The sequence below is a fragment of the Candidatus Nitrososphaera gargensis Ga9.2 genome, assembly GCF_000303155.1.
GTDB lineage: Archaea > Thermoproteota > Nitrososphaeria > Nitrososphaerales > Nitrososphaeraceae > Nitrososphaera > Nitrososphaera gargensis.
In genome coordinates, this window is sequence record NC_018719.1 from 2,070,350 (window position 1) to 2,096,862 (window position 26,513).

The window sequence follows — 26,513 nt, forward strand, 5'->3', positions numbered from 1 at the left end:
AGAACTGGAGGCTTTGGGAAAAGCTTGTCGTCATCATCGTCACCACCGTCGCATGATTTTAAGGGGATGCTTGAAACCATGCTCCGGCAAAGGCCCGAGCTCAGCCCCGAGCAAATAAGGGATTTGATCGATGAAAAAAAGCGCAAGGTGGGCGCAGGCTACCTTACAGATCAGGGCGCACTATTTCTGGTCGCTGCAGACCTCGGCATCTCGTTTGACAACGTGCCCAAGGTACAGGCGGGCCTCAAGGACATTTACGTCGGGGCAAAGGACGTGACGGTCACCGGCAGGATAATGAACATCTACCCTGTCCACACGTTCACGAAAAGGGACAGCAACGAGCAGGCCGCCACCCGCACCATAGTTGTTTACGACAAGGACGCAAGGGTGAAGGTCAAGCTGTGGGACAAGCAGGTTAACTTGCCGGACGAAATGGGCTTGCAGGCCGGCGACATCATCAAGATAATCAAGGGTTACGTCAGGTCAGGGCTTGATGGCAAGCCGGTGATAAACCTTGGCAGCTACAGCGCTATCGAGACGGTGCGGGGCGACGACCCGGCGATCCCTAGCATCGACTCGCTCAACTCCACCATAGACACAATAACTGGGCCGCAGGACAGTGCGGTCATTACCGGCACGATAAGCGCCAACCCACGCCTTAGCGAGTTTGTCAATGCAAGGGGCGAGGCGAGCAAATCGCTCCAGATGCAGGTATCAAACGATGCCGGCACCCGCACGCTCAGGGCAGTCATCTGGAATGTCGACGAAACGAGGCTGCCAAAGGTCTTCAAGACCGGCGCCAAGGTGCGCATGATTGGGGTCAAGGTAAAGCAGGGCAACCCCCAGTATGGCAATGGCGACTTTGAGATCCACGGCGACGAGGGCACGATACTGCAGTTTTCCAATTCGCAGGAGGACGTAGAGGTCATGCCACTGCGGATCGTTTCTGTGGGCGAGGAGACGGGCAGGGGAAGCTTTCTCTGCCTTGCGGCTGATAGAGCGGGCAGGACATTTGTGCTGACGGTCGACAACTCGCTTGCCAGCTCAGATCAGCTGAGCGCCGGAGCCATGATCGAGTGCGTTCCTTCGCGCATCTTTGGAAATTCTGTGGTGCTATCAAAGGACGATTCATACATCCGGGTGACTGACGACGATGCCTCCTTTCCCAAATTGACAAAATTTGAGAAAAAGATCAAGGACATACAGGTGTCGCAGGACCCGTGCATAGTTGAAGCCATCGTATTGCAGGTGCCAGAGACCGCGGACGTCACCACCAAGATGGGCGAGACGGTGCCAGTGACTTCCACGCTCTTGGGGGACGACACGGGGGAGATAAGGCTGGTTGGCTGGCGCAACCAGAGCGCCAGCGTCAACAAATTGAGCGTAGGCGATAGGGTGAGGCTCGCAGGGGTCACGACAGGCGCAGGGCGAGAAGGCAAGGCAGAACTGACGCTCAGGCCGTACTCGTCGGTGACAAGGCTAAGCTAATTAAAAACATCAGGCGGTTGTTTTTACGTGGGCAGGTCATCTGCAGCAGCTGCCGCGCGCATTGCAAGGCAGGCAAGCAAGCTCAAGGCGATGGTGCGCAGCCACTCTTCCCGGACCGATGAAAATTTCAAGGTCGGAGTCGAGATCGAGCTCTGCCTCATTGATGCCAAGGGAGAGCCGGTCAACGCAAAGCCGGCCATCGAGCGCCTGCGCAGGTACCACGACATCGACTATGAGTACGGCAAGTGCCAACTGGAATACAAGACCGAGCCCGTATCTTTTGATCGCCTGATCCGGTTGAACTCGCAGTTTGAGGAGTTCATAGAGCACCTTGACATGGTGGTCAACCGAGTCTTCAAGCGCGATGTGTTCCCTGTGTTTCTTGGAGCAAACCCGTCGCCCCACGTCCTGAAGGGTGGTCTCGTTACAAGAAAGCCGCGCTATTTGCAATTGGCAAGGTGGCAGCGCAGGCTCCCTGATATAGAGATCGACGGGCAAAAGATCAAGGCGCTTCACGCAGCGGCCGCTATACAGGGCTTTCACCTCCACCTGCAGGGCAAGAACCCTAACTTTACAGCACAGATGTTCAACCACATTCTGAACCTCATTCCGGCGGCAATCCTGCTTGGCGCCAATAGCAGGCTCTTTGCCGGCAGGGTGTTTTCGCTGCATGAGCCCCGGATCTACCTGTACGACCAGACAGAGCAGCAGAACTCGGGGTTCCCCGGCATCCCGCGGTACCTCGCTGGCGTAGAGGATTATATCGACTACATTGTTTCAAGAAAGCCAGTGATCGCAAAGGACTATTTTGGGCTTGTCAAGGAAAGGCACGACGATGCCCGCATACGCCTCAACACCGGCTTTTACAGGGTCGAGACCCGGGTCATGTCAGTCCAGCCCACGCCAAAGACAATGATGGCTCTGACAGAATTTTTTGCTGGCTACCTCCATAAGGCGATCCATGAAGAAAGGGCACTCCGGCCTCTTGCGTCGATAAGGGAGGAGCGGCAGGCAGTTGTAAGGTCTGGATTTAACGCAAGGACGCATTTCAACATCATCGAGACTGTCAGGAGCCAGCTTGACTATGCAAGAAAAGGGCTTGCCAACCTGGGGGTCAAGCCGGACTTTTTGGGCATCCTTGAAAAGCGCCTTGAAAACAGGACCACCGCCGGCGAATACGTCGCCAACATGTGGCAGTCGAAATACGGCGACCGCGAGCATGCCCTGCAGGAAGTCGTCTGGAACGTGTGGCAAAAGACAAAGAGCAATAGCCCCATCGCCTAGACATTGCATACATAACGCTCAAGTAACGCTTCATCTTCTATTGTGAATGCACATGGAAGAGGTGGCACCGGTTGCAGCCGGACTGGCTATCGGTACTGCGTTTGTAGTTGCATTTGCATGGGCTGCTAGCCTTGGCATGCTACCACCATCAAGCAAGAAGACGCCCACAATTTTGCAATAAAAATAACAAGGGATCTGAACGAGGTAAGAGTTCTTCAGCACCTATCCAAATGCAAATACAACAGCATATATTTTATCACAACATGCACCAATGAGTTTTGCTCATCTTTATGGCGAATACCTAGTGTCGTTGAATATTGGCACAAAGACAACACTGGTAAATACGCCGATCTAAGTATAGGGGATAAACTATGGTGAAGGCAAGGCGGTATCTTTTCAGACAAGATGTAAAATCTATGATGCTGAAGAGGTTGGTATTGTAATGCATAGAATATCTTTGGAAGGCATCACAGAATTCTTGCAGGACAGCCACTGTCCAAAACCACTATAGTTTAATCAGCCCAAAAGCCGCGGGTGATCACGTACTGCCTCTCTGCTTCGTAGATGCTCTTGTACACCTGCTCTTCGTCGATGTAGTTGCGCAGTATCCTTGCTGCGGTGTCGGCACCAACCCCGTGACCTGACAGCACTATTATCGCCTTCTTGCCAAAGTTGTTGACAAGCGACGCCACTTTCCACGCCCGCTCGAACTTGTGGTTCTGCTCGGCAGTCAGCTTGCCGCCTGCAAGCCTTGTCCTGATCACCCTTGACATCTCGTCGTCCGACCAGAAAGTCGCGGTGATGAGGCGCGACCGGCAGTAGGGGCACGATATCTCTTCAGGCACATACTTGGTCTCCATCACGCGCTCCCACTTGCCGCAGCGGATGCACACCAGCCGGTGCTTTGTCTTTTCCAGCCGCTCCTTTATGAGCTCGATCACCCCTTTTTCCACACTCAGCGGCATCGCGCCGGCCATCTTGCCAGAGTGTTCTATTATCGTCTTGGCAAGGTCTGAAAACTCGGTCACTTCCAGCCAGTGGATCTTGATCTTTTTCTGCTTGATGTCATCAAGCACCTTTTGCGTCCGTGCTATGTCGTACTTGTCATGCACCAGCTCGCGTATCGACTCAGCGCTCACTGGCGTCTTTGAATACCTGTCGTAGATCATGCGCGCCACCTTCTTGTCATAGACTGCTTCGCGGCTTATCATGCCAAAGCGCTTTGCGACCATCCACACCTTCCAGTTGATGTTGTGAGTGCCTGTCAGGGCTGCAATGATCACTGGCTCTAGGTCGTAGACGTCGCTCAGCACGGCTTCAAGCTTGCCCTGCACGATCCTTGCGCTTGAGGTGAGCATTATCCTGTAGGCGTCAGACCTCGACTCGACAATGTAGCCCAGCTGCGACGACAGGATGGTTGATAACAATGATGCGAGCGTGTTGTTCACCTTTGATCCAAAAACGGAATGTATGACCAGCATGTTGCGCGCACCGTAACTTTCAACAACAATGTTCTTTGAATCCGGGATTACTTTTAGCGCCTTTTTTGTCTCGTCCATTATTGGAGTCGACAGCTTTATCGCGTCATTTGCAGCCTGGTTGCGTATTTCGCCCACCTCTTCGGCAGTCTTGTAGTCGACAGGGATCATTTCGCCGACCCAGTAGGGGATGTTGATTGCAGCGCCACGCAGAGGTTCGACATTAACTACCAATCGACCTTCGTCCACCGACAGAACGCGCCACTGCGATCCCTTGAGCACAAAGACGTTGCCCTTTTCACCATAGTCGCCCACGAACTGCTGGTCAAGCGTGCCTATCCTGCGCTTGCTTATCGAGTCAATGACCTCGAATTTCAGGACATGGGGTATCATGGAGAGGTTCTCAAAGTAATACTTGTACGCCTTTATCCTGCGGACGTAGGTGCGGTTGTCCCGGTCGTATTTTATGACGTTGTGGCTTGCCAGAATGTCAAGGCAGCTTTCGACATCAAACAAGCTGACGTTTCTAAAGGGGTAGGCGCGGGTCATAAGGTCGTACGCATAGTCCACTTTTACCGGATCACGAGTCTGCATTGCCAGTCCAACCAAGTGGTGGGCCATGACATCGAGCGCGCCTTCATGCATCTTTTGCTCCTCGATGGAGCCTTTTTTCATACGCCGGATTATCGCAAGCGCTTCTATCTCGTCGTCAGCGTTGTTGGTAACCACCAGACCCTTGGCAAAGCTCCTTTGCCGGTGCCTGCTCCGGCCGATCCTCTGCATCAATTTTGATACCTGCCGGGGCGACCCGTAGTGGATAACCAGATCTACCGAGCCGATATCAAGGCCAAGCTCGAGCGAGCTCGTGCATACCACTATGCCTGCTTCTCCTGATCTCAAAGTATGCTCTGTCTCTTCCCGCATCTCCTTTGAGAGCGACCCGTGGTGGACATCCACCTTGATGTCGCCTTGGTTCTTCAGGATGGTGCCTAGGTACTCGGCCTCGTCGCGGGTGTTTGTGAAAAGTAGGATCGAGCCTTCAACCTTCTCCTTCTTTACGTATTCGATCACAAAATGCGCGACGTTGTTGAGCGAGCCCTTGACGAACCTGACATCGATGTCGTAGCCGCGGCTTGTCGTGTCCACTAACACCGCGTGGCGCCTGCCCGTGCCCGAAACAAACTGCGCGGTCTGCTTTAGGTTGCCAACCGTGGCAGAAAGCCCGATCCTTGCGACGTGCTGTGACGATGACGCGGCCTGCAGACGCTCAAGACTCAATGAAAGGTGGGCGCCCCGCTCGTTTGCCACCAGCTCGTGCACTTCGTCGACAATGACCCATTGCAAGCCTTTCAGGGCCGCCAGCATCTTTTCGCTTGTCAGGACCACCGCAAGCGACTCTGGCGTGGTTATTAAGACATCCGGCGGGTCTTTGACTATTTTCTTCCTTGCCAGAACCGTGGTGTCGCCGTGCCGGATTTCGACCCGCAAGCCTTCGGACTGTGCATAGCGCACGACACGTCGGAGAACGTCGTTGTTGAGGGCGCGCAGCGGAGTGATGTAAATCGCCCTTATGGTCTTGGCCGGGACCTCCCTCTGGTGGGCAAGCATCGTGAAAACGGGCATGACTGCAGCCTCGGTCTTGCCGGAGCCGGTGGGCGCGACAAGCAGGCAGTTCACTTTTCTGGCAATGACTGGCAGAGCCTTGCGCTGGATCGTGGTTAAAGATGTAAAGCCTTCTTTTCGAAATTTTTCTATGGTAAGCTGTTCTTCTGCGTGGTCACTTTTCAGTGTCTGCAGCTGTTCCGGGGCGCTGCTGTTCTCGTTTTTGTTTCTGGCTTGATCTTTCATAAACCATTACTGCAAACAGGCCGGCGACGAATAGCCCGACGGCGACCAGCGCGTATGAGTCAAAGTTTGCAATTTCTCCTGCCATCGGCAGCTAGTCATTGTACGTCCAATAAATATATATCCTTACACTAAGCGCCGGCGTCAGAGCTGTAGTGTCGTTCCGTTATATGGTAGGTAGCCAAAGCACGTTGATATGTAAGACCGACCACAAGATTTACAGTGCTCCTCTTCTTTCTGTATGATAGCCTTGTAACTCTGAGATCACTGGCTTTCATTGTCACATATATGAGCCTGATGGGCCGTCTTAGATAATTCATATTTTCTATCATTATGTTCTTATGCTCCTAAATTTAATATCACAATAAAATGCACTCGCGCCATAATCCAATGTCGCATATGTATGTAAGAATTGTGATAAGAGATATCCATTGGGATTGAGTGCACAGCTTGTGGCGATCCCTTGACTCTGCACGAATATGGGGAAAGCTAAGAAAAGAATATGCCAGTGTAAGACGGTAGTAGCCTTCATGTTCTTTTTAGAAAAAAGGGAAAATACCATTTTATCGTCGATTAGTAACAACCTATGACAGATCGAAGGTAAGAAAAGCCTTACTCGCCAGACAGAAGCAGATGAACCGGCTTTCAGGCTTGGCAATACGTTGGCCCTTTGTACAGTTTTGATACTGATCTCGTTGTTATGTGGTTCCCCACACTGTTACATTAGAAAGTTAAAAACTGAAAATACGAATTAGAAAAATGTATTCTAAATGTTGTTTGCTTCAGCACTGATATATTTCCCGAGTCCTGCAAAGTTCAAGATAGCGAAGAAGTCCTTATTCAGTAGCAAAAGGTATGCATACGAGTTCCCTTATCAAATTTCAAAAGATCACATTTGATAACTAATCCTGAAGGATAAAAAAGAAAGAAAACGACTAGCTTCTACTGTCTTTCTCTGCTCTATATGATGCCAGCAGGATATATCAACCAGAACCAAGTTCGGACAGAACTTCCCGCAACCTGCGCCTTCGCTCTTCCTCTCCTTTTCTCCATTCCGCAGCACGAGCTTCAATTTCCTTTCTCCTTCTATAGCTGACAAGGGATATGATGATGGCAAAGTACACAAATATGATTGAGGCAATTACTATCGCGACCAATTCCACAGTATCGATTGGATTCATACCTGCGGCGCTGCCAGCTCCTGTTGCAGGGTTGCCTATGATCATGGACACCAGTTCTATTATTACGACCATGCCCTTATCTCCTTGCTTTTCCTTTGTATTTTGTAATACTTAAGCAGTCTGTGTGCTGTATATGCATATATACAGCAAGCAAAGAGAAATCGGTCCTGCCAGAGCGTGGCTCTTGCACGGTAGCAGGAACGACTGTATGTTCGTTCGTATAGGGATACGAAAGTCGGTCTGGCCTTCGACTTGTTTATAGATGGCAGGATTCGACGTTAAAAGGCTCGTGGAACTTTTGTCTAGCTGGAAACTCTATCCCACGTCACGGATGTCTTCTTTGGTCAAACGCTGGGGCCACTTTGAATCTGCTATCTGTTTCAGCTTCTGGCTCCGTGCCATGATAAATATCACTATGCCCATCAAGAACATGGACACTGCAAGGACCAAGAGCTCAATTACGAGAGTTTGCAAGCTGTACCATAGACGGCGTCATTCTATTTAGCAAGTCCGCTAAATGTTAAAATTAAAACTGACCCATAGGTCAGTCATATATTTATTAGGAATTTCTAGCATCCACGCCATATGCGCCAAAGAACGCTGGTCATCGCCGGCCTGGCAGCTGTAGGCGTGGCGATTGCAGTAGCCGTGCCGATGGCGATACTCGCCATGCAGGAGTCACATGAGCTGAAATTCGAGTACGTCAAGTCAGGCGGCATAGCGGGCATCAACGAGAAGCTAGTGTTTGATTCCAAGACCGGCGTTATCACGTTCTACCGCAGCACTCTAGGCTCAACGGAAGAGAGACAGCTGTCAGACGCAAAGGTGCAGGAGCTTCGGCAGGCAATAGCCGGCAGCGGGTTCTTCGCGATGGACAGCGTCTACCCGCCAAGGCAGGGCCCGGCTGATTACTTTTCTTACTCGCTGACCATCACGATGGACGGCGTGACCCATTCAGTGTCGTGGATCGATGACTTTGCTTCATCTGAGCCGGTTCCTGCAGGGCTGAAGAGCATTGTCAGCGAAATAGAAGTCGCATACGCTAACGCTAGCTGAAAGGGTTATTTGACCAAGAAGACTTGGTGTGAAATCCGTGATATATTGAGTGCAGAGATTCAACTAGCTGGAAAATGGAAGAGATATAGTTGTTGGATAGAGATATACAATGATCCACAATTGCAGAAGGTTCAAGTATACAAGAATAGCGATTGTTGAACTGTGTCACAAAGTTCAACGCTGGCAGTAATAGTGGGTTTGGCTACAGGCATAGCCTTTGTGGCTTTGGTTGCTCACTCTTTAGACCACCAACACCTGTAGAACACTCTGCAAGCGTAGACATAAGCGACTTTGGGCTTACAACGTATTTTCTGTTTTCAGATGTAGAATCAAAGGTGCTCAACTTCACAGTTGATTGGGACACATCTTTGATACTGATGAATGTGGACGTGCCCCAGAACACCGAATTAAGAATCCGATTCCACGAGCATTTATTTGAACAGCTGGAACACCAACAGCGTCCAGAATGATATTGCTACGGAGATACGCTTATTATGTTTATGAATGAAGTGCAGGAACAACAGGTAACGTGGGAATATACCGAGCTTGAAGTAATAGCAACTATGCCACTCGAAGCTGGCACAAAGACCATCGAGATTGTTAGTACTGTTCCGATAGAGGAAACTCTCTCAAGTGAACAATTCACTGCTTGACCTCAATAGAACCCAAACCCCCACAATGCAGCAAAAACAACCGAAATGCAGCACTATAACAAACCATCTTTGCAGCGGAACTCTAAAACTAGTTCTTTAATAATAATCCACGCAGCTATTGCCCAATGCCGGCGATAATGGCAGTGAACAAAGCGTCGTCTTTCACCCGTCATGGATGATGTATAATGTTATTTTGCAATTGTGCATGGCCGTGCTCAAATTATGCATCATTTATGCACGCTTGAAAAAGGTCGGTTATGCATGCCTGAGCATGCCGCTTACAAAAATACGAGCAAAATGCCTACTTTGCAAACGCTTTTAGCTTACCGCGCATTTCTCTGTCTTTGGAGATAGCAGGGTGCGATGGGTCTGCCAGTACGACCTCGTACCAGATGTTCATGCCATCCTTGTACAGGTAGTATGATCCGAGCACTTCGAGGTTGGGAAACTTCTCACTCACTCTCCGCTCTGCGACCTTGCGCATATTGATACCTTGCTTGATGTGGACGACGCCGATGTGCTTTGGTCTCCTGCCTGCCACTGGGCGCTGCTTCCTCATACCGCCCCTGCCCACGCGGGCTCTCACAACTACGATGCCCTGCTTTGCCTTGTAGCCCAGTCTTCTGGCCCTGTCGAGCCTGCTTGGCCTCTCTATCCTGTGAATGGTCGGCTCTGTCCTCCAAGCAATTGCCTTTGACTTGAGCTCGTCTGAATTCTCCTTCCACATTCGAAGCCAAGTCTGGGTCATGTAGCTGTGCATGTTATTATACTACACTCTCCTGTCTGGCACCCTTTTATAATCTATATTACGCCGCGCAGGATCTGGATCACCTTTTCGGCAATCACGGTCGAAGCCAGCTCCTGCGCCTCTTTTGTCTGCGCGCCAATGTGGGGCGTGCATATCAGGTTCGGCAGGCTGAGCAGCTGTTTGTTAGTTGGCGGCTCGATTTCAAAGACGTCCAAGGCCGCGCCGGCTATCTTGCCGTTCTTTAGCGCCTCGTACAGCGCGTTTTCGTCTATTATCTCGCCCCTTGACGTGTTGACAAGGTATGCAGTGGGCTTCATCTTTGCCAGGCGCTCGGCGTTGAACATATGCCTTGTCTCTGGGGTCGCCGGCACGTGGCACGTGACAAAGTCAGAGCTTTCAAGCAGCGTGTTAAGGTCGGTGACTATCATGCCAGTTTCAGAGATAAACTCGCGGTTAATAGGGTACGGATCATAGCCGATCAGGTTCATCCGCAGCGCCTTTGCCATCCTGCCGATGTTCCGGCCAATGTTGCCCACGCCGACAATGCCGAGATACTTGCCTGACAGCTGCGTGCCCATAAGCTCTTTCTTGATCCAGTTGCCGCGCTTGCCCTCTGCATCAGCCCTCGGTATGCTTCTTGCAAGCGATATCATCAACCCGATTGCAAGCTCGGCCACCGCGACAGAAGCTGCCTCGGGTGCGTTTATGACTCTGATCTTTTTTGCTTCGGCGGCCCTTACGTCGACGTTGTCAAGCCCGACGCCTACGCGGGCGATTATCTTGGCGTTTGCAGCAGCGTCGATTACCTCCTTTGTGATCTTGGTCCTGCTTCGCACGATGATGACATCATAATCCTTGACAGAAGAAGATGTGAGCTCGGCCGGCTTTATCTCTGGCTTGTAGTCGACAGTGAGCCCCGCGCGCTTCATGCTGTCGATGCCTGCCTGGTCGATAGAGTCACAGATGAGCACCTTGCCGCTGACTTGCATAGCGCTTGAAAAATCCAGTAGTAATATAATGTTTTATAATTGCCTCAAAACAAGAGCCTTGTGTCAGAAGAGCCTTCAAGCTTTATCTTGAAGATACAGAACGACGAGCTTGAAAGGCGGCTGTTCGTCGCACACTCCTTCTATGTCAGCATAAAGCGCGACTGGATGCGAGGAACGCATATGTTGTTTGTCAGGAAAGACGCGTTCATTGGCTCGGGCACGATCGACAGGATCGTCATGCTAGACGATCTGCAAGAAGAGGAAGAGAAAAAGATGTGTATTAAAAACAATTGGTACGCCAAGATAATATTTTCAAAACTGGCGCGCTTTCTTCCTACCGTGCCTGTGCAGGACACCCCGGCCGCGGCGCAGAACCCGCTAGCCCTGCATGGCGCAAGCATATCTGGTCCTGAAGCGCTGCAGATAGAGATCCTTGCACGCGCCAAGATAATAATATCCTGAGGTTGGTCGATTAATTTATTACAGCCCCCACACTAGTGGCATCCGGCAATGTCGTTCAGAACTGACAAAGATTCACTCGGCAAGATTAAGGTCCCATCTGCTGCATATTACGGCCCGTTCACTGCGCGGGCAATCAACCAGTATAAGGTGACTGGCCAGAAGGCCCACATCAACCTGATAAGGGCTTTTGTCATGATCAAGCGCTCTGCGGCGCTGGCAAACAAGGAGCTCAAGGCGCTTGACGCTGAAAAGGCAAGGGCCATTGTCAAGGCATGTGACGAAATTCTGGCCGGCAAGCTGCTCGACCAGTTTGTAGTCGAAGCGATCAATTCCGGCGCCGGCACTGCGTTCAACATGAATACGAACGAGGTCATTGCAAACAGGGCGCTTGAAATACTTGGCAAGAGAAAGGGCAGCTACGAGATTATCAGCCCTAACGACCATGTCAACATGTCGCAATCAAGCAACGACACGTTCCCCACCGCGATGCACGTCGCCATTCTGCTCAACATGAAAGAGACTATCGCCTCGCTTGACAAGCTGATTGCATCCCTGCAAAGGAAGGCAAAAAAGTTCTCAGGCGTTGTCAAGATAGGCAGGACGCACCTGATGGACGCGATCCCGGTGACCCTTGGTGCCGAGTTTGAGCAGTATGCTTTTGCGCTCAAGCAGGCAAGAACCATGCTAGTGCAGTCGATGGACGGCCTGCGCTATGTCGGCCTTGGCGGCACAGCCGTTGGCACGGGCGCCAACGCGCCTAAAGGCTATCGGCAGCTCGCAATAAGGAACCTATCGAAAATTTCTGGGCTGAGCCTAGGGCCGTCTGATAACATGTTTTACTCGCTTCAGAGCAAGTTCGATGTAGCCAACTGCTCGTCGGCTCTGCGCAACCTTGCGATAGAGCTGAACAAGATGGCAAATGATATCCGGCTCATGGCTTCGGGCCCGACCGCCGGCCTTGCAGAGATTCTCATACCGGCTGTCCATGCTGGCTCGTCCATAATGCCAGGTAAGGTCAACCCGTCACTTGCAGAGTGCCTCAACATGATCTGCTTTAACGTCATCGGCAACGACGTGTCAGTCGCGATGGCCGCGCAGGCCGGCCAGTTCGAGCTGAACGTGATGTTGCCAGGCATGCTAAAGTGCGTGCTCGACTCAACTGATATGCTAAAGAATTTCCTTCCAATATTTGCGGCCAACATGGTAGACGGCATCGAAGCAAACAGCGAAAAGCTAGAGTCATACATTGAAAAAAGCCCAGTGTTGGTCACATTGCTGAACCCATACATTGGCTACCTAAAGGCTGCAGAGATTTACAAAGAGTCGCTCAAGACGAACAAGAGCATCAGGGAACTGGTGCTTGCCAAAAAGCTGATGACAAAAGAGCAGCTTGATAGTGCGCTGTCAAAGAAAAACATCCTTGGCAGCTAGCTCTAGCTAGCCTTTTGCACGATCCGGCACGCCTTCAGCTCGCGGACTGCCGTCACGATCAGCGCCGTCTGCAGGACATAGCCGCCAATTATCAGCAGCATCGCATTGAACGGCTTTGAGAACGTGGTCATTATCCCGACATGGGGCGGCGCAAGCGAATTTCCAACCATCACGATGGCGGCCAAGGGAATGCAGGCGTAAAGTGCCTTCCGAAAGCCCTTGTAGGTAAGAACAGTCAACACAATGAACGCCAGCTCGAGCGCTATGGCCCTGTCGATGAACTGCGGATCACCAAATGGAATCGCGATCGCGCCAACGATGCTAATTGCGGCGAGCACTGCCACGACCGGGCTCAACGGCATGGCATTTTCTTTGCCACAACTTCAATTAAACATTGCTAACTATTAATAACGAGCGCAAGATACTCTCGCGATATATGAAGGCTGCACGGATAATAAAGACAAAAGAGCCGCTTGAAATCAAGGACGTCGGCGTTCCAAAACCAAAGAACGATCAGGTTCTTGTAAGGGTTGAAAGTGCAGGCGTATGTCACAGTGATCTGCACCTGTGGGAAGGTGGGTACGCCGGACCGCAGGGCGTGTTTATGAAGGTTGAGGACCGCGGAGTAAAGTTCCCACTCACCCCCGGCCATGAAATTGCCGGCACGATTGAAGAGATGGGCGAATCGGTCACTGGCTTTTCCAAGGGCGAGAAGGTTCTGGTCTATCCATGGATTGGCGAGGGCACATGCCCTGCATGCAGGGTGGGCGAGGAGAACGTCTGCGATGCCCCGCGCAGCCTCGGCATATACCAAGACGGGGGCTACTCTGAAATGGTGCTCGTGCCAAGCCATAAGTATCTGGTAAAGCTGCAGGGGCTCGACCCCAACTCTGCCGCGTCGCTTGCATGCTCTGGCCTGACGGCATACACTGCCGTAAAGAAGGCGGGCGCGCAGCCAGGCGACACGCTTGTCATTGTAGGGGCTGGCGGCCTTGGGCTCATGGCAGTGCAGATTGCAAAGTCGATCACAAACGCAAGGATCGCGATTGTCGACATTGACGACAAGAAGCTGGCAGAGGCAAAGAGGCTGGGAGCCCACGAAGTGATCAACTCAGGGGCCAGCGACTCTGTCAAGGGTGTCAAGGACATCACAAACAACTTTGGCGCAGAGGCTGTCATTGACTTTGTGAACAACGCCAAGACGGCGCCAAACTCGCTCAACATGCTGAGGAAGAGGGGCCGGCTGGTCATGGTCGGGCTGTTCGGCGGGTCGCTTGAGCTAAACTTACCACTCATTCCATTGCGCGCATTCACGCTGACTGGCGCCTACACCGGCAAGTTTGCAGATCTGGTAGAGCTGGTGGCGCTTGCAAGAATGGATAAGATCCAGTCGGTAGTATCGAGAAAGTTCACGCTTGATCAGGCAAACAGCGCACTAGAAGAGCTGAAATCAGGCAAGATAATTGGAAGGGCAGTAATCAATCCCTAGATGGCTACTGCCGTTGTCCTGCTGCTAGCCATGTTATAGAATGTGTTCCAGACCCTCACGCCGTCGTTTCTCATGATGTCCTCAAGAAGCGGCATATATCCTGGGCCGGCCGCCTTTTCCAGAAGCTTCCTGACTGGCTCCTCTCCCTTGAACATCCAGACCCACTCGTCGTAGACGATCCGCGGCTCAGAGAAGAGCATCGCAAACGGGCTGTGGCCCTTCTTTTTCATAAAGTAGTACTCGGTCATGCTGAGAAAGCCTGGTCCGAAAACAGCATCCCCTGCCTCGATGAACTTTCTCCTTGTCGCCTTGTAGACATCAAGGGCGATTTCGACGTTCTGTGCTTCCATGTCTGCAGTTGATACAGCTTTATTATTAACATGCTCGCGTGTTTTTTATTCTACATACTTCTACATGAGACGCGCATACCTCAATTATGAATCTATTATAAGGTTTAGATGCGTTTAACTACCATGGCAAGTGAGGATAAAACCGATACTTATGAGGAAACGGTAACCAGGACCACCTCAGAGCCACCAACCGAGGTCACAGTGAGAGGGGAGAGAGTAGTGACCACCTCATCGTCATCAGACGAGTTGCAGACCGCAGCCCCGAAGAAGGAAGAAGAAGAGTCGGTCTCTGTAAAGGCCAGAGAAGCAGGCAGGTCCCTCAAGGATCTTGTATATTCCCTTGGTAGAAAGACAAAAGAAGTGACGGAAGAAAAAGCGCGTGAGCTGAAGGCCCAGTCCGTGGATGTTGGCGCGACGACAGACGCGCGGGACATACAGCACCTTGGCGAGGATGTTGAAAAACTGATAACAGTTTTTGAAGATACGATGACAGAGATACGCAAAGAGCCGTACGACGAGCAGGAAAAGCTGCTGGTGGGCTACAAAAAACTGCTTGAAGAGCAGATAAACGTCATCAATGCAAGGATGGCCATGGCCAAGCGCCTAAAGCCGGGCGCCTGAGCCTGTTTCTTTATTGCTATTATATCATTCGACCAGCAGCTTACTGGTGATGTCTTTTACCACAACAGACTTGATGTTGACGAACTCTCTGATCCCAAATTCTGATAGCTCCCTGCCAATGCCGGATTTCTTGATGCCTCCAAATGGGAGCCTCGGATCGGACTTGACCATTTCGTTGACCGATACTATGCCGCTTTCGATCTGGCGAGCCAGCCTCATGCCACGCTCGATGTTGTTGGTCCATATGCTTGCGCCAAGTCCAAACTCTGAGTTGTTGGCTTCTCTTATCGCCTCCTCCTCGTTCTTTACCACTATTATTGGAGCTGCCGGGCCGAACACCTCTTCCCTGACAACGTCCATGTCATGGTTCACGTTTGAAATTATCGTCGGCTCGTAAAAGAATCCCTCGCGCTTGAGGGGCTGCCCGCCCGTAAGCACCTTTCCGCCCTTGCCCTTTGCGTCCTCTACCTGCTTTGCAAGTGCCTGCCTCTGGTTGTCCCTGACAAGCGGCCCGACTGTGGTCTTGGAGTCGAGCGGATCTCCTACGACTTCGGCCTGTGTGTTTTCTACAAACAGCTTCGTAAACTTGTCTGCGATTTCCTGTACCACTATAAAGCGCTTTGCCGCTATGCAGCTCTGACCAGTGTTCAGGAGCCTTGACTGCGTCGCCATGTACGCGGTCTGGTTGAGGTCCGCGTCTTCAAGCACCACGAAAGGGTCGCTCCCGCCAAGCTCAAGCACGAACTTCTTGAGATCCTGCGAAGCAAGTTCTGCGACGCGCCTGCCAGTATTGACGCTCCCGGTGATCGACACGGCGTCAACGTCTGCCTGCACCAGCGCCTCGCCGGCGCGGTAGTCGCCAATGACTGACTGGAACACATTTTCCGGAAAGCCGGCGTCCCTGAACGCCTGCTCTAGTTTCAGCGCGCTTCCAAGGCAGATGCTGGAATGCTTGAGCACTCCAACGTTGCCGGCCGTCAGCGCCGGCACTGCAAACCTCATGACCTGCCAGAAGGGAAAGTTCCACGGCATTATGGCCGCCACAACTCCAAGTGGCTCGAACGAGACAAAGCTTTTGCGAAATTCAGTAGGAATTATCTCGTCGCGCAAAAACACTTCTGCGCGCTCGGCATAATAGTCGCAGACCCACGCACACTTTTCTATCTCTGCAAGCGCCTGCCTGATCGGCTTGCCCATCTCCTCGGTAACCAGCCGGGCATACTCTTCCCTGTTTTTCCTCATTACCCCGCCAAGCCTGCGCATACATTCTGAGCGCTCTGCAAGGTCCATCTTTTTCCACTTTGCAAAAGCGTCCCTTGCCGCCTTGACCCTTCTGCTTACTTGCTCAGGGCCTTCATTTTCATAAGCTGCGATGACCTTGCCAGTTGAAGGGTTGATTGTCTCGATCTTGGGCATATGAGAGAATTACTGCACTTCCATACTAATAAGCGAAACCAAAAGAAGAAGAAAAGAGTCCCGCGGGCAGGATTTGCCCCAAAACGGCTTTTCGCCATTTCGTTTGAGCCTGCGACTCTTCGGTTACTGCATTGTGCGCCCGATAGGCTGCTTCACGCGGTCAGCTATTGAGAGAAGCCGACATCTACAGCCGAAAGCTCTACCAGGCTGAGCTACCGCGGGACATTTCCGTTTGTTGCTAGAACGTTATTTAATTGTGGCGTCAGAGATATTTTGAGACATCAAGCGCAAAGTACGAGATGATCCTGTCAGCGCCGGCTCTTTTTATGGATGCAATGGAGCAGACCTTCCACTCCTCTTCGTCAATCAGGTTGTGCATAGCTGCCGCCTTTATCATGGCGTACTCGCCGCTGACGTTCTGGACCGCGACCGGGTGGCCACAAAACCTGTCCTTTACCATTCTTACCAGATCAAGGTATGCTAGCGCCGGCTTTATCATCACTATGTCGGCACCCTCGCTGATGTCAGTCTCTATCTCTAACAGCACCTGCCGGGGGTTTGCATACGACACCTGGTATGACGACTTGTCTAGGCGCGGTTTCATTTTTGCAAAGGCAGCCGAGCGGAAGGGCGTGTAAAGCGACGAGGCGTGCTTGGCAGAGTAGGAGAGTATCATTGTTTTTGTAAAAAAGCCGACAAGCGCGGATTTGATTGCGCGAACCTGGCCGTCCATCATTGATGATGGCGCGACTACATCGGCGCCGGCCTCTGCGTGGCTCGCAGCAACCTGTGCCAGTATCTGCAATGTAGCGTCATTGTCAACCCTCTTGTTGCCAGATGCAACAATGCCGCAGTGCCCCGACAAATTGTACTGGCAGACGCAAATATCCGTCACAACATTTACCGAGCTGCCAAAACTAGACTTTATCGCCCTGACTGCGCGCTGCACCACGCCCTTTCTGTCAAAAGCGGACGAGCCGATTCTGTCCCTGCTTTTTGGTATGCCAAAGACAATGAGAGAGAGGATGCCGCTATCAACTATCGTCTGGACATGCTGAGTTATTTTCTCGATTGGCGTCACGGTCATGCCGGGCATCGACTCTATCATGCCCGGCCTGTCTGAAACAAACACCGGAAATATCAGATGACTTCTGCGAAGCCCCGCCGCGGCAAATATCTCCCTATACCTTTGTTCATTGTCACGCTGGAGCTGCTGCAATGTCATTGCTTGGCGAGCGGCTATGAATATATGTTTTTCAGTACTCGAAGAATCGTCCGCAAAATTCATAAAATATTTTGGGGTCGGAACTATATTATTATGCGCAGGGTAACTGTCGGCATCCCGGCCTACAATGAAGAGCGTAACATCGTCAACCTCCTGCGTTCACTTGAAGGACAACAGCCGCTGATCTCTGAAGTAATCATCTCCGATGACTCTTCCGACAGGACGCCTGATCTTGTGCGCGAATTTGCCAAGAGTTCGCCGCTTGCTATTACCCTTTTGCATCATGAAACAAGAAGGGGCGCGGCAGAGGCATGGAATGAAATACTCTACAAGGCTGCCAGCGACGTCATCGTGTTTTATGACGCAGACACCATACCGCACCCGTCATGCACGGAGCAGCTTGCGTTGCGCATTTCCGGAAATATGGCGCTGTGTGCGTCAAACTCGCAGCCCGTTCAGGCTGCAGGTGTAGCCGGCAGGGCGTCGGTGTTCATTTCAAACTGGCTCAGGTCTATCAGGCAGTCAGGTCTGTCGCAGTACACAGTGATGGGCAGGGCGCTTGCCATTAACGCGTCAACCGCTAAGAAAATCCAGATACCCTCAGATATGATCGCAATCGATCTCTACCTGCAGTGCAGGATCTTGGAAATGGGACTAGATGTCGCCTACAACGACGACGCGGTGGTTTACTTCAAACCCCCAAGCAGCATGCAGGACTTGGCCTCACAAGTGGTGCGGGCGGTCAACGGCCACAACCAGATAAAAGATATGGTGTCACGGCTAGGCATTGGCCTGCCATCTCACGTAGCAATTGCGCAGGCGCTGAAAAACGCGGCCATGGACCCAATTGGCGCCGCTTCGACAGTGATAGGATATTCGCTCATGCCCTACTATATGTCAAGGCTCAAGCACACCGACTCGGCAAAGTGGCACACCGCGGACAGCTCAAAGACAATAGATTACCAGCAGCTAAAGGTTAGATATTCTGACTGACACACTTTTTTATAACCGCATCTGCTGTAAGCAAAGCAGAAGGAAGACAGGGCCATGTCAGACCCAGAAAAGCGGCTTGAGACAATAAGCAACAACGGGGTGCTGTGGATAAACTTGCAAAAGCCGAGCTTTTCGGACATGAGCACGCTTGGGCAAAAGTACCCGTTCCAGAGGCTCAACCTCGAGGATTCGCTCTCAAAGATCCAGATCCCCAAGATCGATCGCTATGCGGATCACATCTTTATCATCCTGCACTTTCCCACACCGGACAAGGAGAAGGGCTTCCTCTTTAGCCAGCTTGCGGTCTTTATGGGCCCTGACTACCTTGTGACCATACACCAAGGCGACCTGAAGCCGCTTGACGAGCTGTTCAACATGTGCAAGAACGATGAAAAGCAGCGCCAGGCGATCATGGGCAAGTCCTCAGGATATCTGCTCCACAAGATCATCGACACGCTGGTGGACGACCTGCTTCACATCCTCATGAAGGTCGTGGGCAACATCGACGACATAGAGGACAGCGTGTTTGATGAGCGGATATCGATCCCCCGCCAGATCTCGCTTTTGCGGCGGGAGATAACGACCCTCCGCAGGATTGTGATCCCGCTCCGCAGGACCGTAGTCGACCTGTCAAAGGATGTGCAGCGCTTTTCCAAGGAGGACATGTCGCTCTACTTCAAAGACGTGCTGGATCACATTGAAAAGGTGTACGAAGCGCTTGAAGAGGCAAAAGAGACCGTCGAGATTTACAAGGACACTGACTTTATGCTCAGCAACGAAAAGACCAACAAGATACTTGCAGTGCTTACGATAATATTCACGCTTTCTATTCCTGCCACGGTCATTGGCCAGTTTTATGGCATGAACATCCCGTTGCCGGGTGGCAACGAAACAGGGCCGTGGACACAGCTTGGGCCGTACACCACCCTGATATTTGTTATAGTGCTATCGTCGGTTTCTGCCCTACTTATGGTATTTTACTTCAGAAGGCTCGGATGGTTGGGACCTTCTATGTAGATAGTACGATTCTCCAATGGGCATTTACCTAAGAGGATAAATACCCGTTGTATCTCCTTTTTTTAGGATTGGCGGCGACAGGCAGGAGGAGTGACGTACAGGGCTACGTATGTACTCCTCATGACAAACAGTCGAGCTCTCTTGTAGAAAACTGGAAGAAAAGCGATAATGTCGTCGACATTTACTTTGTCACCGCGACATTTTCTGACGAAAGCATCCCATACTTTCCAAACAAGGCCAACCACTACATTCTTGCATCTTTTATCAACATGGAGAGTATCCTTGACGACATCAAGAAGTACAACATGGACAGGCTATCTTTTATGTTCAGTTTTTCAAGCCCGCTCTTTGAGCGGAGTGGCAACAAGCTCAACTATGTTTCGCTTTATTTCACGAAATACACAAGCGGCGACCCGGCGATAAGCGACCTTGCAAACACGATTGCCCGGCGCGAAAAAGTAAAGAAGGCGAGCCTTGCGCAGATGCAGCTTGTAGCGGCCGAGCAGCCAAAGTTTACCTTCCCATATTCTAGAAATTTGGTTATACTCGAGGTGGAAGGTGAGGCGACGCACCAGACAGACCAGAAATACTGCGAGCGCACAAGGCGCGATGTTGCAAGGAAGGGCATCGCGCTGAACAACCTTGTCAGCTTTTCCATCCTTGAAAAGCTAAAGTAAAAATCAGAAACGTTAAATATGCATCTTTTTCTCTAGCCTTTGATTTATGAGCAAGCCGATGGATCTTGGCGCACTCAAAGTTGGTTCATACATCATCATCGACGGCGAACCGTGCAGGATTGTTTCGTATGACCACAGCAAGCCGGGCAAGCACGGTTCGGCAAAAGCAAGGATCACAGCAGTGGGAGTCTTTGACGGCAGGCCGCACCCGTTTGTAGGCCCGGTGTCAACCAAGGTTGACGTGCCGTTGATAGACAAGCGCAATGGCCAGATCATTTCAAAGCAGGGAGACACCCTCCAGATAATGGATCTTGAGACGTTCGAGACCTTTGAGACGTCTTCAGTGGAAGATGAGATCAAGGAAAAGCTTGCGCAGGGCGACATTCAGGGCCGCGAAGTAGAGTACTGGAAGGTCCTCGATAGAATCAAGATAGTAAGGGTCAAGGGCTAAAAGTTCATACAATAGAACCACGGATCGTTTTCTGGATGCTGATGAGGTGAAGGAAGAGCCGGCTGATCATCGTTTTGGCTGATGAAGATTATGAGTCCTGAGGCATCCGTCATTATATCACATTCTTCTTGATCTTGGGTTAACGATGGCATCAAGCGCGTTCCCAATAAGCACAAACGCAAGCCCTGTTATGGCTATCATGAGGCCGGGCGGAATTATCCACCACCAGAGGCCGCGGGAAGCTGCGCCTGCAGAGTTTGCGTCATGCAGGATCTGACCCCACGTCGGAATGGACGGGTCTCCAAGTCCCAGAAAGCTGAGCATTGCTTCGCCCAAGATTGCCCCCGGCACAGAAATGGCAATGCTGGCAAAAGTCAGTGGCAGCAGCTGCGGGATTATGTGCTTGAATATGATCTTCCTGTCAGACTGGCCCATGAGCTTTGCCGCTTCGACGTACTGCAGGTTCTTTAGCTGGAGCGCGATACTTCTGCTTATTTTCGCCATGCCGACCCAGCCGAAAATTACAAGAAAACCGGTGATCAGGAATATGCTCTTGCCGACCGTGATCGACAATATGATGAGCAGCGGAAGTGGCGGCAGCGAGTAAAATACGTCGTTTATCCTCATCAGGCCCTCATCAGTGCGGTTTCCTTTGTAGCCTGCGATAACACCATATATCAGACCAATGATCATGCCGGCTATTGAAACGGTGAGCCCTATGAAAAGCGCCACCGGCGCTCCCCACAGGATTCCGATCGCCAAGTCATGGCGCAGCTCGTCCGTGCCCATGAGTCCATAGACCTCGCCGCCCAATATGACCCCGGAGTTGGTCACCGAGTCGTTTGAATCAAACAGGTAAAAGGTTTCACGGATTACGTACGTGCCCTTCAACACACTGTCTTGTTGTGAGTCTGAAAATATCATTACCTGCGGCCTTGAAACATCCTGCCTGTATGCAAAATCGTCCAGATAGTTGCGCAGGTTGTCGGCGATCAGCCTGTCCGTGGAAAATACCCTTGCCGAGAACTCATTGCTACCTTGCTGTGACGAAGGAAGCGAAGCAAAGTAGATCCTGAATTCTTTGCCGTCAGGCCGCAGCACGTCTATCTGGAGAGCCGGCTGTGTGCTGCCGTACCTCGCAGAATACAGCATCATAAAGTCGCTCGGGTACGAATCATAGTTAAAGTTCACCGTGTATGAATGCGTCACGGTGCGCACGCCTCCTTGAACCGAGCTTGATACCGCTGCATCTTTTGCTGTCATGAAGATGTGCTCCGGCACCTTTGGCCCGAACAGGTTTGTCCAAGCCGGCGCAGCAGACTTGGGGGTGTCGATCCAAAAGTTGGGGTTGTTCCACTGCCTGAATGATTCAAGCGGCACCGCGACCGCCGCATAGGTTGTCATCAGTATGAGGACAAGCAGTATCCCAGCGCCGGCAAGGCCACTCTTGGAGCGCCTGAACTCCCTTAGTAGCTCAGAGCGTGAAACAACTTTGGCTGCTGTCATGATGCAACCTTCACCCTCGGATCAAAGTAAGCATAGACAATGTCCGTGAGAAACACAGTGATTATGAAAATGAGCGTGGAAATGTAGGTCAGCCCGATTATGACCGGGATGTCAAGAAAGCCTATTGCCTGATAATACAGGCTGCCCATGCCCGGCCAGCCAAACACCGCCTCAATAGTTATTGCACCGCCAAACGAGCCGGCGAGGCTCAATGCAATGACCGTGATGATTGGAGGCGCAGCGTTTTTCAAGGCATGAGAGTAAAGGATCCTGTTTTCTGATATGCCTGCAGCCCTCTTTGCTGCAATATAGTCTTCCCCAAGAATTCCTATCACAAAATACCGGACAGTGTAGGCCCACGAGCCAAAGCTGACAAGCACTATTGTTATCAGTGGCAGCAGCATGTGATAGAAAAGGTCAAGCGCATAAGCCGGGTCGGACGGCGGCGTCAGGGGCGTTGCACGCGCCGGGAAAATGTGATAAGTAAATGCAAAGGCAAAGATCATGAGCATGCCAATCCACCATGTTGGAAAGCTGCCGCTAAAGACCGCAAACGCGGAGTTGAGCCTGTCCCATATCGAGCCTGCTCTATTGGCCACATATGTGCCAAGGTAGATCCCGATGATGGTAACTATCAGAGTCGAAGTGGTAAAGAGCAGTATAGTCTTGGGCATCTTTTCAAGTATAATGTCGCGCACACTTACCGAACCGCTTTCGCTTGTCAAGTAGCTGGACTTGCCAAGGTCAAGAACCATGACCTTCAGGACGGTGTTTATAAAGCGCTTTGGGGCGTACCAAGGCTCGTCAAGGCCGATGTTTTTGACCTGCAAGTCGATCCTGTTATTGATAAATGCCTCCCGTTCTTCGGCAGTTTGGAACCTGATGTCACTATGGTTCACCTCTTCCACGATGTAGAACCTGATCGCTTCAAGTAGCACCCTATCCATCGTGGGGCCAAGCAGCGCTAACGTAAGGACAAGTGTGGCAAAAAGCACGATAACCATGTTTATCGAGCGCTTGATGAGAAAGCGGCCAAAGCCCCCCAATTCTGTCTACCTCCGGATAGAGCTATTTTCTATTAATATCTGCCGGTGCTAAGTTTGCTGTAGGCCACCCTGACGAGCCTGCCCGCAGCCATTGCAGAAATGCTAGCAAGTGATATCACAAAGAGCGCCGTGCTTGCCATCAAAAGCTGTACACTGCCTGCAATTATTATGCCTGCTACAGTGAACGCCACAGCAAGCGACAGAACTACAAGCGATATCTTGGTCACGGTGCCAAACCTTCTCTGAAGCTGCGTCGAAACTGCCGCCGGCCACAGGTAGACCGCCCCTATCAGAGCGCTTGCGACGGCTCCTGAAGCTAGAGCTCCTGCCTCGCCGCCGTTTGCGACAAAGTGGGCCCGCTCGGCAGCGGTTAGTATGCCAAACAGCGGGTATAGCCCTGCTTTTACCGTTGCCTGAAGCCATGGCTGCTCCCTCTCATAGTCTGCAACCTGTGGGCTGAAAGAATAGTAGATAGAGTTGAACGTGTTCATGAAAGCTGACCCTGACACAGTTGACAGGATGTAGTGGTCGCGGAAGTTGCGCAAATACTGCACCTGCGGCGTAAGCTCTGACCCAAATGCCGCCGTTGCGATAAGGCAACCAGAAGGCTGTTGTGGCGGCAAAGTTGGGTTGTTGTTATTGTTGCTAGTCTGGCCGTTTGTGGCCGGGTTATTATCGTTATTGGTGGCTGATATTGTCGCAAGGATGGTGTTTGTTGTAATATCCGGGCGCAGCGCTTCAGTGCTGCTCGCAAATATCCTCAGCTGATTGGGGCCGGGTGATAGCTTTGACGTTTCTTCTGCCGTCAGTTCGATCTTGAACCGGCCCGCGACTCCAGGAGCTGCCTCTCCTCTGGCCACTACGTTGCCGTCCTTATCTGAGACGAAATAACTAACGGTTGCGTCGCTGCTTGGCTGACCTGCGACTTCAACGTCTACTGCCATGGTCGTGGGCTGGCCTATTGCTATTGATTGCGGGACGTCTATCCTGCTGATGTCTGCCAGCCGTGGAGCCTCGTATTTGGACCAATGGCCCACTTCAAACGGATATGACTGGTCCCTGAACGCCTTGATTGTCATCGTTCCGCCTGCCAGGTTGACGCTGTCAAGATAAAATGCGCCATTGCCTATTACCGCATTATCGTGATCTTCGATCCACTTGATGCTCGCGTCATAGCGCCTAATCGCATCCTTGACGGTTACTACATCTCTCAAGGCAGGAGGCACAAAATTCTCGCTCTTCATCTTTTGAAGTTCTTGCTTTATCATCTCGGTGTGGGCGGGCACTATCGGGTCATACCAGCCGACTCCCCTGACGGCTTCTTCGCTCCTTGAGTATGTGAGCTTGCCTGCAGTGACCAGCCTCTCAGAAGCAGCCATTATCTCCCAAGGCTCTACAGGGAAGAAGGTGCCAGAGTCGGCGATCTCTTTTTCGTCATAATGCCAGATGTCCACATAGACTTCAATTTTATCAGGGGCAACGTACCTGGTGCCCTTGGCAAGCTTTAGACTCTCACTTACTTGCGGCGTGTATTCGGGGTCAACCGTCAGGTCTCCAGCGCCCAAATCGGTTCCCCATTCTGTCGAAAAGTAATCCGCATACATCATGTCGGAAATGTCCATCGGTATTCCATGATGCCAGTTCGAATAGAGCGGCCTGAAGGTGACCTTGCTTATCGCCTTCACGCCTTCGCCCCTGGGCTTCCACTGCTGCGACGTCGGATCCCACATCTGCGCGTCTGCCGGCACATCAAGTGTGCCCAATGGCCCTTCAGTTGAAATGTCTGTCCACTCTGTCCTGAATGGGATTATCTCGCCTGTGTATGGGTCTCTGAAGGTGTCCAGATCAACTACAGAATAGTAGATGTCCTTACTGTATGTGTCCTGCAGGCCAGCTATCGTATTCCATGACCCCTGATGGATCTGTTTGACTCCGATGTCAAGGGAATTACTGCCGTCCGTAGGCCTTGCGTTTAGCAGCGAATACTTGCTCGTTATTCCTGCACCAAAGTCGTTTACAAGACCGTCTATCTTGGAAGATGCGACGAACGGATCGGTCTTTTGCGCAACGAAAATCCTGACTGATTCCTGAATTCCCATCTTTACCGCTTCCCTTACAAGCTCGTTCCTTTCCTCCTCTGAAGTAAAGTTGAAAAGCGCTATTCTCTGCGTGACTTCATCCAGCGTGGCATTCTTGTAGTTCCAGTATGCTGGGTTCAAGGCTCCGGGCATCCTGCTGAGCCATGGGCCATACATCTGAGCAGGAATTATCGGGTTGTACCTGACAAACACCGCCGTACCTGCAAAGCCTTCAGTGTAAATGTGCCACTGCAGGTCCTGCGGGTCAGAGCCGTAGACCACCGAGTTTGCCTTGTTCAGGTCTCCATACTCTTTCTGGACTGTAAATCCGATCTTTTCTAGCTCTGAAGAAATCAGTTCACCCATTGACTTTCTCGGCGCGTCGTCTTGTCTTATCAGGATCTTGACCGCGACTGGATTGCCGTTGTACATCCACTTGTTGTCCTCTTTTACAGCGCCAGCGCTGATCATGACCTTGGAGATCATACTCTCGGCAAGCGCCGGGTTGTACCTGAACCCAAAGGACTCTACGATGTCTATGACGTTCAGGTATTCTGGAGAGTAGACGCCAAACGGGTCAACAAGCGGGCTGCCGTATCCTTTGAGGATCTCGTTGACCACGAACTCGCGGTCTATTAGATAGTTGAGCGCGTACCTGGCCTCTCTGAACTGGAACGGGTTGAGCGTGCTTCCGTCCCTTGACGGCGCTGGGTTTACGAAAAGTCCCTGAGAGCCGGCGGTCCTATCATACACGTTCAGCCGCGGATCGTTCTTTGCGTCGTCGGCTGCCTCAAGCGGGATCCTGAAAAAGTATAAGTCAAAGTCGCCTGCCCTGACTTCTTCAAGCGCAAGGTTCTCATCATCCCGCCAGATGAATGTAACCTGGTCAACATACGGGCCCTTTTCGTCAGAAGACTGTGAAAAGGCTGGGTTTACAAATCCGGTAAAGGTAGACAAGAGCAGTACAACGATTATACCGGAAGCCAGTACTGGTGCTTTTTGCACTGGTAATGAGAAAGAATAATTACT

25 protein-coding genes and 1 tRNA gene are annotated in these 26,513 nt (G+C 51.6%); 12 read left to right on the top strand and 14 right to left on the bottom strand.

Features of this window, described 5'->3' with window-relative positions; genetic code table 11:
- Positions 1 to 24 precede the first annotated feature (24 nt).
- Positions 25 to 1,488 (top strand): single-stranded DNA-binding protein, encoded by a 1,464-nt coding sequence (locus NGAR_RS12525; RefSeq protein ID WP_148681429.1) that lies wholly within the window; start codon positions 25 to 27, stop codon positions 1,486 to 1,488.
- 27 nt (positions 1,489 to 1,515) lie between these two features.
- The gene (locus NGAR_RS12530; protein ID WP_015020124.1) at positions 1,516 to 2,772 is read left to right on the top strand and encodes a carboxylate-amine ligase; all 1,257 of its coding nucleotides are present in this window, start codon (positions 1,516 to 1,518) and stop codon (positions 2,770 to 2,772) included.
- Positions 2,773 to 3,284: 512 nt separating this feature from the next.
- Here the strand turns inward: NGAR_RS12530 and NGAR_RS12535 are convergent.
- From NGAR_RS12535 to NGAR_RS17755, 4 genes are all read right to left on the bottom strand, one after another.
- On the bottom strand, positions 3,285 to 6,098 hold the full coding sequence (locus NGAR_RS12535; protein ID WP_015020125.1) for a DEAD/DEAH box helicase: 2,814 nt from the start codon (positions 6,096 to 6,098) through the stop codon (positions 3,285 to 3,287).
- On the bottom strand, positions 6,028 to 6,183 hold the full coding sequence (locus tag NGAR_RS17750; protein WP_187147495.1) for a hypothetical protein: 156 nt from the start codon (positions 6,181 to 6,183) through the stop codon (positions 6,028 to 6,030). Before NGAR_RS17750 ends, NGAR_RS12535 begins: the two co-directional genes overlap by 71 nt.
- An 895-nt stretch (positions 6,184 to 7,078) precedes the next feature.
- A complete protein-coding gene (locus NGAR_RS12540) occupies positions 7,079 to 7,348 on the bottom strand; it encodes a hypothetical protein (RefSeq protein ID WP_015020127.1) in 270 nt (89 codons plus the stop codon).
- A gap of 243 nt (positions 7,349 to 7,591) precedes the next feature.
- The gene (locus NGAR_RS17755) at positions 7,592 to 7,750 is read right to left on the bottom strand and encodes a hypothetical protein (RefSeq protein ID WP_187147496.1); all 159 of its coding nucleotides are present in this window, start codon (positions 7,748 to 7,750) and stop codon (positions 7,592 to 7,594) included.
- A gap of 111 nt (positions 7,751 to 7,861) precedes the next feature.
- On the opposite strand from NGAR_RS17755, the gene NGAR_RS12545 reads away from it, so the two are divergent.
- On the top strand, positions 7,862 to 8,332 hold the full coding sequence (locus tag NGAR_RS12545) for a protealysin inhibitor emfourin (RefSeq protein ID WP_015020128.1): 471 nt from the start codon (positions 7,862 to 7,864) through the stop codon (positions 8,330 to 8,332).
- A 500-nt stretch (positions 8,333 to 8,832) separates the two neighbouring features.
- Positions 8,833 to 8,985 (top strand): hypothetical protein, encoded by a 153-nt coding sequence (locus NGAR_RS17760; RefSeq protein WP_187147497.1) that lies wholly within the window; start codon positions 8,833 to 8,835, stop codon positions 8,983 to 8,985.
- A gap of 301 nt (positions 8,986 to 9,286) precedes the next feature.
- Here NGAR_RS17760 and NGAR_RS12550 read toward each other — a convergent pair whose 3' ends face one another.
- Both NGAR_RS12550 and NGAR_RS12555 read right to left on the bottom strand, forming a co-directional pair.
- Positions 9,287 to 9,745, bottom strand: coding sequence for a 50S ribosomal protein L15e (locus tag NGAR_RS12550; protein WP_148681430.1), 459 nt, complete (start codon positions 9,743 to 9,745; stop codon positions 9,287 to 9,289).
- A 41-nt stretch (positions 9,746 to 9,786) separates the two neighbouring features.
- Complete coding sequence (locus NGAR_RS12555; RefSeq protein WP_015020132.1) at positions 9,787 to 10,722, bottom strand: hydroxyacid dehydrogenase; 936 nt, start codon at positions 10,720 to 10,722, stop codon at positions 9,787 to 9,789.
- A 39-nt stretch (positions 10,723 to 10,761) separates the two neighbouring features.
- Between NGAR_RS12555 and NGAR_RS12560 the strand changes: the two genes are divergently transcribed.
- Positions 10,762 to 11,184: a hypothetical protein gene (locus tag NGAR_RS12560; RefSeq protein ID WP_015020133.1), complete on the top strand. Its 423-nt coding sequence runs from the start codon at positions 10,762 to 10,764 to the stop codon at positions 11,182 to 11,184.
- Between the two features lie 48 nt (positions 11,185 to 11,232).
- A complete protein-coding gene (locus NGAR_RS12565; protein WP_015020134.1) occupies positions 11,233 to 12,615 on the top strand; it encodes an aspartate ammonia-lyase in 1,383 nt (460 codons plus the stop codon).
- Positions 12,616 to 12,617: 2 nt separating this feature from the next.
- On the opposite strand, the gene NGAR_RS12570 is transcribed toward NGAR_RS12565, so the two are convergent.
- Positions 12,618 to 12,977 carry a hypothetical protein gene (locus NGAR_RS12570; RefSeq protein WP_015020135.1) on the bottom strand — a complete coding sequence of 120 codons (360 nt, stop codon included), beginning with the start codon at positions 12,975 to 12,977 and terminating at the stop codon, positions 12,618 to 12,620.
- A gap of 74 nt (positions 12,978 to 13,051) precedes the next feature.
- On the opposite strand from NGAR_RS12570, the gene NGAR_RS12575 reads away from it, so the two are divergent.
- Positions 13,052 to 14,104 carry an alcohol dehydrogenase gene (locus tag NGAR_RS12575; protein WP_015020136.1) on the top strand — a complete coding sequence of 351 codons (1,053 nt, stop codon included), beginning with the start codon at positions 13,052 to 13,054 and terminating at the stop codon, positions 14,102 to 14,104.
- On the opposite strand, the gene NGAR_RS12580 is transcribed toward NGAR_RS12575, so the two are convergent.
- On the bottom strand, positions 14,101 to 14,454 hold the full coding sequence (locus tag NGAR_RS12580) for a hypothetical protein (RefSeq protein ID WP_015020137.1): 354 nt from the start codon (positions 14,452 to 14,454) through the stop codon (positions 14,101 to 14,103). The genes NGAR_RS12575 and NGAR_RS12580 overlap by 4 nt on opposite strands.
- A 123-nt stretch (positions 14,455 to 14,577) precedes the next feature.
- On the opposite strand from NGAR_RS12580, the gene NGAR_RS12585 reads away from it, so the two are divergent.
- Positions 14,578 to 15,075 carry a hypothetical protein gene (locus NGAR_RS12585; protein WP_015020138.1) on the top strand — a complete coding sequence of 166 codons (498 nt, stop codon included), beginning with the start codon at positions 14,578 to 14,580 and terminating at the stop codon, positions 15,073 to 15,075.
- Positions 15,076 to 15,099: 24 nt separating this feature from the next.
- Here NGAR_RS12585 and NGAR_RS12590 read toward each other — a convergent pair whose 3' ends face one another.
- The 3 genes from NGAR_RS12590 to hemB form a co-directional block, all read right to left on the bottom strand.
- A complete protein-coding gene (locus NGAR_RS12590) occupies positions 15,100 to 16,491 on the bottom strand; it encodes an NAD-dependent succinate-semialdehyde dehydrogenase (protein WP_015020139.1) in 1,392 nt (463 codons plus the stop codon).
- A 58-nt stretch (positions 16,492 to 16,549) separates the two neighbouring features.
- A tRNA-Tyr gene (locus NGAR_RS12595) sits at positions 16,550 to 16,713 on the bottom strand.
- A 40-nt stretch (positions 16,714 to 16,753) separates the two neighbouring features.
- Positions 16,754 to 17,716 (bottom strand): porphobilinogen synthase, encoded by a 963-nt coding sequence (gene hemB / locus NGAR_RS12600; protein WP_148681431.1) that lies wholly within the window; start codon positions 17,714 to 17,716, stop codon positions 16,754 to 16,756.
- Between the two features lie 93 nt (positions 17,717 to 17,809).
- On the opposite strand from hemB, the gene NGAR_RS12605 reads away from it, so the two are divergent.
- The 4 genes from NGAR_RS12605 (at position 17,810) to NGAR_RS12620 (ending at position 20,854) form a co-directional block, all read left to right on the top strand.
- On the top strand, positions 17,810 to 18,709 hold the full coding sequence (locus tag NGAR_RS12605; RefSeq protein WP_015020141.1) for a glycosyltransferase: 900 nt from the start codon (positions 17,810 to 17,812) through the stop codon (positions 18,707 to 18,709).
- A gap of 54 nt (positions 18,710 to 18,763) precedes the next feature.
- Positions 18,764 to 19,726 (top strand): magnesium transporter CorA family protein, encoded by a 963-nt coding sequence (locus NGAR_RS12610; RefSeq protein ID WP_015020142.1) that lies wholly within the window; start codon positions 18,764 to 18,766, stop codon positions 19,724 to 19,726.
- Between the two features lie 68 nt (positions 19,727 to 19,794).
- Positions 19,795 to 20,403, top strand: a complete 609-nt coding sequence (locus tag NGAR_RS12615; RefSeq protein WP_015020143.1) for a hypothetical protein — start codon at positions 19,795 to 19,797, stop codon at positions 20,401 to 20,403.
- A 46-nt stretch (positions 20,404 to 20,449) separates the two neighbouring features.
- Positions 20,450 to 20,854 carry a translation initiation factor IF-5A gene (locus tag NGAR_RS12620; protein ID WP_015020144.1) on the top strand — a complete coding sequence of 135 codons (405 nt, stop codon included), beginning with the start codon at positions 20,450 to 20,452 and terminating at the stop codon, positions 20,852 to 20,854.
- Positions 20,855 to 20,971: 117 nt separating this feature from the next.
- On the opposite strand, the gene NGAR_RS12625 is transcribed toward NGAR_RS12620, so the two are convergent.
- The 3 genes from NGAR_RS12625 to NGAR_RS12635 are packed head-to-tail and all read right to left on the bottom strand — an operon-like array spanning position 20,972 to position 26,489.
- Positions 20,972 to 22,360 carry an ABC transporter permease gene (locus tag NGAR_RS12625; protein WP_015020145.1) on the bottom strand — a complete coding sequence of 463 codons (1,389 nt, stop codon included), beginning with the start codon at positions 22,358 to 22,360 and terminating at the stop codon, positions 20,972 to 20,974.
- Entirely contained in the window at positions 22,357 to 23,406 is a 1,050-nt protein-coding gene (locus NGAR_RS12630; protein ID WP_015020146.1) for an ABC transporter permease, read from the bottom strand. The genes NGAR_RS12625 and NGAR_RS12630 overlap by 4 nt, the downstream gene beginning before the upstream one ends.
- Positions 23,407 to 23,438: 32 nt before the next feature.
- A complete protein-coding gene (locus NGAR_RS12635; RefSeq protein ID WP_187147498.1) occupies positions 23,439 to 26,489 on the bottom strand; it encodes an ABC transporter substrate-binding protein in 3,051 nt (1,016 codons plus the stop codon).
- Positions 26,490 to 26,513 lie beyond the last annotated feature (24 nt).